Raw genomic sequence first — 12262 nt, forward strand, 5'->3', positions numbered from 1 at the left:
GTCCCGTGTGTCAGGACACCTTTCGTTTTTATGCTAATAATTGTTTCTCTAATGCCACTTCGACAGGAACGTAGTCGTAACCGAGGTCGCGTGCGACAGCTTCGTATGTGATTTCTCCGTTTGCGACGTTTACACCAAGGCGTAATGCAGGGTTGTCTGCGACCGCTTTGTGTACGCCTTTATTTGCAATTTGTAGTGCGTATGGCATTGTGACGTTTGTGAGCGCAAGTGTTGATGTGCGCGGCACAGCTCCAGGCATGTTCGCTACTGCGTAGTGAACGACGCCGTGTTTCACATATGTTGGGTTGTCGTGCGTTGTCACATGGTCGCTCGTTTCAACAATACCGCCTTGGTCGATCGCTACGTCAACGATGACCGAACCTGATTGCATCGCTTTCACCATTTCTTCTGTCACTAGTTTTGGCGCTTTTGCTCCTGGAATTAATACCGCACCGATCACAAGGTCAGACTCGGCAACAGCTTGTGCGATGTTCATTGGGTTAGACATAAGCGTATTAATTTGGCTTCCGAAAATATCGTCAAGTTCACGTAAACGTTCTGCGCTTAAGTCGATAATCGTGACGTTTGCACCTAAGCCGATCGCTACTTTTGCTGCGTTCGTTCCGACGACACCGCCGCCAATGATCGTTACTTTTCCGCGGCTAACGCCTGGGACACCGGAAAGAAGAATACCTTTTCCGCCTTTTGTTTTTTCAAGAAATTGAGCACCAATTTGTGCTGCCATGCGTCCTGCTACTTCGCTCATCGGTGTCAAAAGCGGTAACGTACGACCAACTTGTACCGTTTCATAAGCGATGGCGATGACACCTTTTTCTTTTAGCGCACGCGCTAATTCTGGTTCAGCAGCGAGGTGTAAGTATGTGAACAATACTAATCCCGGACGGAAGTATTCATACTCGCTTGGTAGCGGCTCTTTTACTTTCATCACCATATCCGCTTGCGCCCATACATCTGCGGCACGTTCAACGATTTGTGCGCCTGCCTGAACGTAAGCTTCATCTGTGAAACCGCTTCCAATTCCTGCATTTTTCTCAATTAATACAGTATGTCCATTGCTGACGAACGACATAACGCCAGCTGGTGTAATCGCTACACGATTTTCATTATTTTTAATTTCTTTTGGAACACCAATAATCATGTGCTGTTTCCCCTTTCATGTTGTCTTTCATTATTATCTACAGTATAAATGTTTTTTATCATTTGTTGTTTGTTTAGAAAAGAGAAAGAAAAAACAAGCTTTTGTGGATTTCCACAAAAGCTATGTTGTCCGATATTTGTCTAATTTCATATCGATATATAGTTTTACTTTTTCGCTCATATTGCTTAAGTCAATGTTTCCAATTTCACTTATTCGCTTCAGACGGTAAGCGAGTGTATTCGGATGAATATTGAGCGTTTTCGCCGTTTCATTGACGTTGCTGTCACAGTCAAGATACGTTTCAATCGTCTCGACTAAGTTGGTATGATGTTGGGCATCGTATTGTTTCAGCTTTTCAAGCGCGACGTTGTGGAAATCCCCATGTCGTTTTTGTTCAAAAAGCAAATCAAAAAATTGATACATGCCAAGATGTTGATAGCTTTGAATATTCGCAAGTTGATGAGGAAAGGCGCGTTTCATTTTTAACACTGTTTGTGCTTCTTTATAACTTTTTGCAATTTTTGTGTAGCACTCATACACATTTCCGAACGCCCCCATCATAATGTCGACGCGAAATCGCTCTTTCATTTGCGTCATAAACGAGCGGAAAAATCGCTCAATGTGCGCTTCCCCGTAGACGTTCGAGCTTGGAGCGACGAGCACGATGAGCCGCTGATGGTCGATCGTATAAAGCGGAATAGCGAGTTGTTGTGTCGTCTTTAATAAATAATCAATTTGCCGCTCCACTTGCGTTTGAATCTGTTGTTGAAATTGAAAAATGCCAACAGAAAAAAAAGGATATACATGCACGTTTAATTGATGGCATTGTTCAACGATGTCATGAGGAGAAGAAACGTGTCCCGTTAATAGCTTCCAAAAAAACTCTTGAATGCGCTCTTCTTTTTTATGTTTGCGAATTTGTAGTTGTGACAACAAATTTTTCGCTGCTTTCGCTGCTTGTTTTAACAAATGAAACTGCTGCTCTGTCCACGGCTCATTCATTTCAATTGCCCAAATAAACCCGAGCACCTCTTTATTTTTCCAAATCGAAATGGCGATGCGGTTGCCGAGTCCTACTTCTGAAATTTCTGCGACACGAACAGGCTCTTCGCTCTGCAAAAGTTTTGGAATTACCCCTTCACGCCATAAACTATGAATGACCCGCTCTGGCACGCGACGATGGATGATTGTCGCCGTGCGAGCCGGATCGGTGTAATGCTCATGTCCACTATAAGCAATTAAGCGATGATTTGCATCTTCAATCGTAATCGGACATTGTAATAACTCGCTCACACGATCTGCAAACTCCTCTAAACTTTCAAAGTGAGTGGCAAAAGGATTCATGACATCCACTCCGTTTCTTACGTTGTTTTTTACGATTATTGTAGCACGTTTTATATTGTGCATTGCATTTGTATCATTGTACATATTACGATGGAGTGGGAGGGAATGACGATGAAACAAGGAATTATTAGTCTTGGTGAAGCGTTAATTGATTTTATTCCACTTGATGCAACAAATCGGTCGTATCAAAAAAGTCCGGGGGGAGCGCCGGCAAATGTTGCGGTTGGTGTCGCACGCCTTGGTGTTCCATCGACGTTTTTAGGGAAAGTTGGTCGCGATGTGCTAGGCGTTTTTCTAAAAGAAACGCTTGAGGCATACGGAGTAAATACATCTTTCCTTCAATTTAGTGATGATGTTCGCACAGGTGTCGTTTTTGTGACGTTAGCGGAAAATGGAGAGCGAAGCTTTGATTTTTACATTAACCCGAGCGCTGATCGCTTTTTATGCGAAGAAGAAATTGATGAGTCGTTATTTCGCACTCATCGCATTCTTCATTTTGGCTCGATTTCACTGATTAGTGAACCAGCACGAAGCGCTACAAAGCGAGCTGTTATGCTAGCGAAAGAAAATGGCATGATCGTTTCATATGATCCAAATTTGCGCCTCGGTTTGTGGGAAAGTGAACAGCAAGCTCGCGAAATGATTATGTCAATGTTACAAGAGGCAGATGTACTTAAAATTTCTGAAGAGGAATTGACGTTTATTACGGGAGAGAAAGATATTCCAAAAGGTATCGATGCCCTCGCCCCATACAATATTCCTCTCATTGTCGTCACGCTAGGGGAAAATGGTAGTTATACGTTTACGAAAGAAGGATCCGTATTTACGCCAGCGCTTAAAGTAGAGGCGGTTGATACGACAGGAGCCGGTGATGCTTTCGTTTCTGGCATGCTGTATTGCTTACATGAAAGAGAAGGAACAATCGATTCGTTATCCCTTGCGGAAATTGAACAAATGGCGCGCTTTGCGAGCGTTTCTGGCGCGTTAGCTGCATCGACGAAAGGGGCAATGACAGCGTTGCCAACACGCGATGAAGTCGAACGTATTTTACGCGAAGGTTGGTCGAAATAATAGAAATTATGTTAAAACTTTTTCTTGTCAAATGTTCAGTTTTTTTCGTATGATGAAAGAAAAGGGAGTATTCCTTCAAATATGGAAGGTTGCTCCTTTTTCATTCATAAATAAAAGGTGATGAAGCGATGGAGCAAGATAAGCTAAAAAAAGTTGTTGAAGCAGCAAAGTTGTATTATTTGTTAGACTACAATCAAAACGACATTGCAAAAAAGCTTGGCGTATCGCGTCCGACGGTGTCGCGCCTACTACAGCAAGCAAAAGAAGAAGGAATTGTAGAAATTAAAATTAACGATCCAGCCGAAGATATTCAACAGTTGGCGAAACAGCTTGAACAAAAGTTCAACCTAAAAAAAGCAATTGTTGTATCGGTCCCTGAACATCAAGATGGCATTATTAAAAAATATGTAGGAAAAGAAGCCGCGGAATATTTACGCTCGATCGTCAAAGACGGCGATGTGATCGGTGTGACGTGGGGAACAACGTTGTATCACGTTGCATTACAGCTAAAGCATAAACATGTCAAAGACGTGAAAGTTGTGCAATTAAAAGGTGGCGTTAGTTTATCAGAAACGAATACGTTTGCGTCAGATATTTTACACTTGTTTGGAAGCGCCTTCAATGCAACGGTGCACCATTTGCCGCTACCTGCAATCGTGGATCATGTCGTTGTTAAGCAGGCGATGGAGGCGGACCGCCACATTCGCAAAATTCTTGATCTCGGTCGGCAAGCGAATATTGCTGTATTTACGATTGGACCAATTAAATCAGAGTCGCTATTGTTCCAGCTTGGTTATTTTACAGAAGAAGATTTGCAAACGATTTATTCAAAAGCTGCTGGTGACATTTGTTCACGCTTTTTTGATCAAAATGGAAAGCTATGTAGCGAAGAGTTAAATGCGCGTACGCTCGGCATCGAGTTAGAAGATCTCAAAAAGAAAGAATATTCGATTGTCATTGCAGGAGGCATTCATAAAGTCGCTGGCATATACGGCGCGTTAAAAGGAAAATATGCGAACGTATTAGTGACGGATCAATTCACTGCCGAATGTTTGTTAGAAAAAGAATAAAAAAAGACAAATGGGGGAAAAGAAAAAAGCCCCCTTTTATTTATGCAAAAAGGAAGAAACATTTAGCGAAACCATGAATTTTCTTTGACATTTGTTCATGTTAACGTTTACATATGTTCGTTTTCCTGTTATATTGATTACGTAATCAAAATTCAACTTATAGGAGTGTTCAACATGAATATCGTTTGGGGACTTGTCGGTATCGTCGTTGTTCTTGGGATCGCTTTTCTTTCTTCAAACAATCGCAAAGCGATTAATCCGCGAACGATTTTAGGTGGTCTCGCGATTCAAGTCGCTTTCGCGTTTATCGTTTTAAAATGGGAAGCAGGGAAAGCGGCATTGCAGTGGTTGACAAATGGTGTCACAAGCATTATTAACTATGCGAACGAAGGAATTAACTTTTTGTTTGGCGGTATGTTTGCGGCAAAAGGAATTGGATTTGTGTTTGCGTTCCAAGTGTTGCCGGTCGTCATTTTCTTCTCCGCGTTAATTTCTGTTCTTTACTATATTGGTGTGATGCAATGGGTCATTAAAATGATTGGTGGGCCGCTTGCGAAATTGCTCGGAACGAGCAAAGCGGAGTCCATGTCAGCCGCGGCAAACATTTTCGTCGGTCAAACGGAAGCGCCTCTTGTTATTCGTCCGTATTTGTCTAAAATGACACAATCGGAATTGTTTGCAGTTATGACGGGTGGATTGGCATCTGTTGCTGGTTCTGTGCTCGTTGGTTACTCGCTTTTAGGTGTTCCGCTTGAATATTTACTTGCGGCAAGTTTCATGGCAGCGCCAGCAGGCTTAGTCATGGCGAAAATGATTGTGCCAGAAACAGAGCCGATTAAAGAAGATGAGCATTTTGAGATGGAAAAAGACGAAGAATCAACAAACGTCATTGACGCAGCTGCACGCGGAGCGAGCGACGGCTTGAAGTTAGCGTTAAATATCGGTGCGATGTTGTTAGCGTTTATCGCTCTTATTGCGTTAATTAATGGATTGCTTAGCGGCATCGGCAGTTTGTTTAATTATGAAGGTTTAACACTTCAAAACATTTTAGGATTCCTCTTTGCACCTATTGCGTTTGCGATCGGTGTACCGTGGTCTGAAGCGGTGACAGCTGGTGGATTTATCGGACAAAAATTAATTTTAAACGAATTTGTTGCGTATTCATCATTTGCGCCACAAATTCCAGATTTATCTGCAAAAACGGTAGCGATCGTTAGCTTTGCGCTATGTGGATTTGCTAATATTTCTTCGATGGGTATTTTACTCGGTGGATTAGGAAGCTTAGCGCCAAATCGTCGCAGCGACATTGCGCGCATGGGCTTAAAAGCTGTCCTTGCTGGTATGCTTGCTTCATTGTTAAGCGCGTCCATTGCGGGTATGTTTATTTAAAAAACAAGGAGGAATGAATGATGAACATTGCTAGCATGATTGATCATACGCTATTAAAACCAGAAACAACGAAAGCACAAATTGAAAAATTAGTGGAAGAAGCGAAAAAATATGAATTTGCATCTGTATGTGTCAATCCGACATGGGTGAAATTCGTTGCTGAACGTTTACAAGGAACGAAAGTAAAAGTGTGTACAGTCATCGGATTCCCGTTAGGAGCGACAACACCAGAAGTCAAAGCGTTTGAAACAAAACAAGCAATTGAAAATGGTGCGCAAGAAGTCGATATGGTCATCAATATTGGTGCGTTAAAAGACGTCGATGATGAGCTTGTAGAGCGCGACATTCGCGCCGTTGTTGATGCAGCCAAAGGAAAAGCTTTAACAAAAGTGATTATTGAAACAGCGTTGTTGACAGATGAAGAAAAAGTGCGTGCATGCGAAATTGCCGTTCGTGCTGGTGCAGATTTCGTTAAAACATCAACAGGATTCGCAAGCGGTGGGGCAACAGTAGAAGACGTCGCATTAATGCGCAAAACAGTTGGTCCAGACGTTGGCGTAAAAGCATCTGGCGGCGTGCGCAGCGCAGCGGACGCAAAAGCGATGATTGACGCAGGCGCAAACCGCATCGGTACAAGTTCTGGACCAGCAATTATGGAAGGAACGACTTCAAACGAAGCATACTAATGGAGGCATTGACCTATGAAAGAAGTATTACTTAGCTTACTTGCTGGGCTTGTTGTCGGGATTTTGTTTAAGTTTTTACGTTTGCCATTGCCAGCTCCACCTGTATTGGCAGGAATGATGGGGGTATTTGGCGTATATTTAGGTGGCGTCGTTGCCGATTGGTTAATGAAGACGTTTTTTAACTAAACAGCCCAAGAAGGGATGATCAACAATGAATAAACAACAGTTAATTGAAGCGGCAAAACAAGCGAGAGAGCGGGCGTACGTTCCGTATTCCAAGTTTAAAGTTGGAGCAGCACTATTAACGAAAGATGGAAAAGTGTACGGTGGCTGCAACATCGAAAACGCATCATACGGTTTATGCAACTGCGCTGAGCGTACAGCTTTATTTAAGGCGTACTCCGAAGGCGATCATGAGTATGCGATGTTAGCCGTTGTTGCGGATACGGAGCGACCAGTTCCGCCATGTGGGGCATGCCGTCAAGTCATTGTTGAATTATGTGATCCAAATATGCCTGTCATTTTAGCGAATATGAAAGGCGATATGCAAGAAACAACAGTAAAAGAACTTCTTCCTGGAGCGTTTTCAAAAGAAGACTTGCGATGAGCGTCGGTTTTTCCCGACGCTTTTTGCATTGATACATAACAAAAAAGGAAATATAATCATGAGGAAGACATTTGACAGCTGACAACGGAGGGATGACATGAGTAAAGACGTATCAAGAAACAAATTGCTTTGGATTGCCGGACTTGGCTGGTTGTTTGATGCGATGGATGTAGGGATGCTTTCGTTTATTATTGCCGCACTGCAAAAGGAATGGAATTTAACGGCCGAGCAAATGGGTTGGATCGGAAGTATCAATTCGATCGGCATGGCCGTCGGTGCGCTCGTTTTTGGATTGTTAGCTGACCGCATTGGGCGAAAACAAGTTTTCATCATTACGCTTTTATTATTTTCGATTGGTAGCGGACTATCAGCGCTTGCGACAACGTTAACGGTCTTTTTAATTTTACGTTTTTTTATCGGTATGGGACTTGGTGGCGAACTGCCTGTTGCGTCAACGCTCGTATCGGAAAGCGTTGCTGCACATGAACGTGGCAAAGTCGTCGTTTTATTGGAAAGCTTTTGGGCAGGCGGTTGGTTACTAGCAGCCCTCATTTCATTTTTCGTTATTCCAGCGTATGGATGGCAAATGGCGCTTATTTTAGGAGCATTACCAGCGTTATATGCGATTTATTTGCGCATCAACTTACCAGATTCGAAAAAGTTTATGGCGACAAAAACGGAGCGCCGTTCCGTTTGGAAAAATATCACAGACGTTTGGGCAAAACCGTACGCAAAACAAACGACAATGCTTTGGATTTTATGGTTTTCAGTTGTTTTTTCATACTACGGCATGTTTTTATGGCTACCGAGCGTCATGGTTATGAAAGGATTTAGTTTAATTAAAAGTTTTGAATACGTGCTCATCATGACGTTAGCGCAATTACCAGGTTATTTTAGCGTCGCATGGTTAATTGAACGCATCGGTCGAAAAGCAGTACTGATCATTTATTTAACTGGTACCGCATTAAGCGCTTATTTCTTCGGAAATGCTGACTCAGCTGCGGCGTTAATGACGTTTGGGGCATTGTTATCGTTTTTCAACCTTGGGGCATGGGGAGCGCTTTATGCCTATACACCAGAGCAATATCCAACTGCCATTCGCGCGACGGGAGCAGGCATGGCTGCTTCATTCGGACGCATTGGAGGCATTTTAGGGCCGCTTCTCGTCGGCTATCTCGTCGCACAAAAAGTATCAATCACGATGATTTTTGCGATTTTTTGTATCGCCATTTTCATTGGGGCGCTCGCTGTTCTTTTCCTTGGCAAAGAAACGAAACAACAAGAACTCGCATAATCATACGAAAAGAAGCTATAATGGTATCATTGTAGCTTCTTTTTTCGAAAGGGGATTTTCTTTTGGGTGTTTCCGTAGTTATCGCGACATATAACCGATTACTTCCATTAGCAGAATTGTTAGAGTCGTTAAGCAAACAAACGTATAAACCAACGCAAGTCATTATTGTTAATGATGGTGGCCCATCTGTGCAAGCTGCTGTCGATGCGTATCCTGAGCTTTCTATTGAACTCATTGAATTGCGTGAAAATGTTGGTCATGTCGAGGCTCGTAATATCGGTGTGCGCGCTGCCACAGAAGATTTTATTATGCTTTGTGATGATGACGATTTACTATTGCCATGCCATATTGAGCGAATGATCGCTAATATGAACGATGCCGATTTTGTATATTCGGACGTAGAAATTTTTCATTATCGTATTGAAAGTGGAGTGCGCATCCCGACCGATCGCTTTTTATTTGCATATGAGTTCGATTTACAAGCGATGCGTTCATTTTCGACGTATGTTCCTTCAGGGAGCATGTATCGGCGTACAATTCATGATACAATTGAATATTTTGATCCGTACGTTCATAACTATTGGGACTGGGATTTCTTTTTGCGCGTGGCAAACGAGTTTCGTGTGAAACGTGTAGCGACAGCGAGCGTCCTCTATGCTTTTTCAAATGAAGGCGATCATTTATCAAAGCAAATGAATGAAACGAGACAAATGTATTTAAATCGATTAAGTGAGAAACATCAGCTCGGGGATTTACCGACAAAAAACTTTTGGCTTCTTTTGTCAGAACCGGAAGTAAAAAAGCGACAAGCAACGAGCGAAGTCATATGGAACGGTGAACCGTTTCGTTCCCGTCTTGCTCATCTTATTCATTGTTAGGGGAGAGTTGAAATGTATTGGTGGAGCATTCAGCAATTATTTCTTTTGCTTTTGTTTTCACCGCTTCTTACTCGTCACGTATTTCATGGACACGTCGGCTCGTTTTTGTCCTTTGTTTGCTTCGCTTTTGGAACGACCGTATTTGCGGAATATATGGTAAAGAAAAAAGGAAAACAAACATGGCTATTTGTCGTTGCGCTACTATGTAATGTGTGTGTTTTACTCTCCGTTGCTTTTGTTATATGAGAAAGCAGAGTCTTTGCGAAGGCTCTGTTTTTTTGTTTATGAAAAAGGAATAAAAAGAAAACGTGTCGAAAAACTAAAGCAGTTGCGCAGTTTTTACTTGACAAATAAACATTCCTATATGATAATTTATATCGAATTATAATTGTTATAATTTATTTTCGCTTTCAGTCATATTTTTCGTATGGCTGGAGCATACTACTAACATGCAAAAAAATGATGCAGGAGGATGATTAACAATGCCACTAGTAGGAAAACAAGTACAACCATTTAAAGCGATGGCATTCCATAACGGCGATTTCATCGAGGTAACAGAAGAAAACTTCAAAGGGAAATGGAGCGTCGTTTGCTTCTATCCAGCTGACTTTACGTTCGTGTGCCCAACAGAATTAGAAGATTTACAAAACGAATATCCAAAATTAAAAGAGCTTGGTGTAGAAGTGTACTCCGTTTCAACAGATACACATTTCACGCATAAAGCATGGCACGACCATTCACCAGCGATCAGCAAAATCGAATATGTGATGATCGGTGACCCTTCTCAAAAATTATCACGCATGTTCGAAGTGCTTGATGAAGAGACAGGCCTTGCACAACGCGGTACGTTCATTATCGATCCAGACGGTGTTATTCAAGCTGTTGAAATTAACGCTGATGGCATCGGCCGTGATGCAAGCACAATCGTAAACAAAATTAAAGCAGCACAATACGTGCGCAACAATCCTGGCGAAGTGTGCCCAGCAAAATGGCAAGAAGGTGGAAAAACATTAAAGCCAAGCCTTGACCTTGTAGGTAAAATTTAAGGAGGCTTACGTCAATGATATTGGATGCTGAAATTAAAGCACAGCTCGCCCAATATCTACAATTGATGGAAAATGACATTGTGTTAAAAGTGAGCGCGGGAGACGATGAAGTTTCCCGCGATATGCTTGCTTTAGTCGATGAACTTGCGACGATGTCATCGAAGATCAAAGTAGAAAAAACAACGCTAGAAAGAACACCAAGTTTTAGCGTCAATCGCGTTGGGGAAGAAACAGGCGTTGTATTTGCGGGCGTGCCTTTAGGACATGAATTTACTTCTCTCGTGCTTGCATTGCTTCAAGTGAGCGGAAGACCGCCGAAAGTCGATCAAGCGGTCATTGAACAAATTAAAAATTTAAAAGGGACGTATCGTTTTGAAACATACGTCAGCTTGACGTGCCATAACTGCCCAGATGTCGTTCAAGCGTTAAACGTCATGAGCGTATTGAATCCGAACGTTTCACATACGATGATTGACGGGGCTGCATTTAAAGAAGAAGTCGAGCAAAAAGATGTCATGGCTGTACCAACCGTCTTTTTAAACGGCGAACCGTTCGCAAGCGGTCGCATGTCGCTCGAGGAAATTCTTGCGAAGTTAGGAAGCACGCCGGATGCTTCTACTTTTGGGAACAAAGATCCGTTTGATGTGCTCGTCATCGGTGGAGGACCTGCTGGTGCAACAGCTGCCATTTATGCAGCGCGTAAAGGCATTCGCACAGGAATTGTTGCTGAACGCTTCGGCGGTCAAATTTTAGATACGTTAGGCATTGAAAACTTTATTAGCGTGAAATATACAGAAGGTCCGAAGCTTGCTGCGAGCCTTGAGGAACATGTGAAACATTACAATGTTGATATTATGAACTTGCAGCGTGCAAAACGGCTAGAAAAGAAAGACCTTATTGAAGTAGAGCTTGAGAATGGTGCGATTTTAAAAAGCAAAGCGGTCATTATCGCCACAGGCGCACGTTGGCGCAATCTCGGTGTCCCAGGCGAAGCAGAGTTTAAAAATAAAGGCGTCGCTTACTGCCCACATTGCGACGGCCCTCTATTTGAAGGAAAACATGTCGCAGTCATCGGCGGTGGAAACTCTGGTGTTGAGGCGGCAATTGACTTGGCCGGAATTGCTAAGCATGTGACGGTGCTTGAATTTGCGCCAGAATTAAAAGCGGATGCTGTATTGCAAGATCGTTTATACAGCTTACCGAACGTTACTGTGATCAAAAACGCGCAAACGAAAGAAATTACTGGCACAGATAAAGTGAATGGTATCACATATATTGATCGCGCAACAGGCGAAGAGCACCATATTGAACTTCAAGGTGTATTCGTGCAAATCGGACTTGTACCGAATACTGAATGGTTAGAAGGGACGGTAGAACGCAATCGCTTCGGTGAAATTATCGTCGATAAGCGCGGAGCGACAAACGTCCCTGGCGTCTTCGCTGCTGGCGATTGTACAGATAGCGCATATAAACAGATTATCATTTCCATGGGCTCAGGCGCAACAGCTTCTTTAGGAGCGTTTGACTATTTAATTCGAAATTAATATGATCAACCCCTTAACTCACTTTGACCCGCTTTACTGCTTATGTAAAGCGGGTTTTGCTTCTCCCCTTGACTGTCGTATTGCGGTTTGATACAATATCAACCAAATGAAATACAGGTGCAACGATGAAAGATGGATAGTAGCTAAGGGAGTTCTTTTATAGCGAGCTAGGGG

The 12262-nt window shown here is 42.7% G+C and carries 13 protein-coding genes; 11 read left to right on the forward strand and 2 right to left on the reverse strand.

The window, feature by feature from the left end; translation table 11 throughout:
• Positions 1-28: 28 nt before the first annotated feature.
• Together ald and ES017_RS10320 are read right to left on the reverse strand one after the other, a co-directional pair.
• Complete coding sequence (gene ald, locus ES017_RS10315) at positions 29-1159, reverse strand: alanine dehydrogenase (protein ID WP_075039625.1); 1131 nt, start codon at positions 1157-1159, stop codon at positions 29-31.
• Between the two features lie 120 nt (positions 1160-1279).
• Positions 1280-2503: a PucR family transcriptional regulator gene (locus tag ES017_RS10320; RefSeq protein ID WP_171335039.1), complete on the reverse strand. Its 1224-nt coding sequence runs from the start codon at positions 2501-2503 to the stop codon at positions 1280-1282.
• Between the two features lie 105 nt (positions 2504-2608).
• Here ES017_RS10320 and ES017_RS10325 point away from each other — a divergent pair, with 105 nt between their 5' ends.
• From ES017_RS10325 to ahpF, 11 genes are all read left to right on the forward strand, one after another.
• Positions 2609-3574 carry an aminoimidazole riboside kinase gene (locus ES017_RS10325; protein WP_035063046.1) on the forward strand — a complete coding sequence of 322 codons (966 nt, stop codon included), beginning with the start codon at positions 2609-2611 and terminating at the stop codon, positions 3572-3574.
• 128 nt (positions 3575-3702) lie between these two features.
• A complete protein-coding gene (locus ES017_RS10330) occupies positions 3703-4644 on the forward strand; it encodes a DNA-binding transcriptional repressor DeoR (protein WP_021094370.1) in 942 nt (313 codons plus the stop codon).
• 174 nt (positions 4645-4818) lie between these two features.
• Positions 4819-6033 (forward strand): NupC/NupG family nucleoside CNT transporter, encoded by a 1215-nt coding sequence (locus tag ES017_RS10335; RefSeq protein ID WP_021094369.1) that lies wholly within the window; start codon positions 4819-4821, stop codon positions 6031-6033.
• Between the two features lie 17 nt (positions 6034-6050).
• Positions 6051-6719 carry a deoxyribose-phosphate aldolase gene (deoC, locus tag ES017_RS10340; RefSeq protein ID WP_021094368.1) on the forward strand — a complete coding sequence of 223 codons (669 nt, stop codon included), beginning with the start codon at positions 6051-6053 and terminating at the stop codon, positions 6717-6719.
• Positions 6720-6734: 15 nt separating this feature from the next.
• Positions 6735-6905, forward strand: coding sequence for a XapX domain-containing protein (locus tag ES017_RS10345; protein ID WP_003397112.1), 171 nt, complete (start codon positions 6735-6737; stop codon positions 6903-6905).
• 25 nt (positions 6906-6930) lie between these two features.
• Positions 6931-7326 (forward strand): cytidine deaminase, encoded by a 396-nt coding sequence (locus ES017_RS10350; protein WP_019416459.1) that lies wholly within the window; start codon positions 6931-6933, stop codon positions 7324-7326.
• 97 nt (positions 7327-7423) lie between these two features.
• Entirely contained in the window at positions 7424-8620 is a 1197-nt protein-coding gene (locus ES017_RS10355) for an MFS transporter (RefSeq protein WP_021094367.1), read from the forward strand.
• Positions 8621-8682: 62 nt separating this feature from the next.
• A complete protein-coding gene (locus ES017_RS10360; protein ID WP_171335040.1) occupies positions 8683-9498 on the forward strand; it encodes a glycosyltransferase family 2 protein in 816 nt (271 codons plus the stop codon).
• Between the two features lie 12 nt (positions 9499-9510).
• Positions 9511-9744 (forward strand): hypothetical protein, encoded by a 234-nt coding sequence (locus tag ES017_RS10365; protein WP_171335041.1) that lies wholly within the window; start codon positions 9511-9513, stop codon positions 9742-9744.
• A 236-nt stretch (positions 9745-9980) separates the two neighbouring features.
• Positions 9981-10544 (forward strand): alkyl hydroperoxide reductase subunit C, encoded by a 564-nt coding sequence (gene ahpC / locus ES017_RS10370; protein ID WP_009361017.1) that lies wholly within the window; start codon positions 9981-9983, stop codon positions 10542-10544.
• Positions 10545-10558: 14 nt separating this feature from the next.
• Complete coding sequence (gene ahpF, locus ES017_RS10375) at positions 10559-12088, forward strand: alkyl hydroperoxide reductase subunit F (protein WP_171335042.1); 1530 nt, start codon at positions 10559-10561, stop codon at positions 12086-12088.
• Positions 12089-12262: the final 174 nt, after the last annotated feature.

Origin of the sequence: Anoxybacillus sp. EFIL (assembly GCF_013096955.1) — a bacterium.
Taxonomy (GTDB): domain Bacteria; phylum Bacillota; class Bacilli; order Bacillales; family Anoxybacillaceae; genus Anoxybacillus; species Anoxybacillus ayderensis.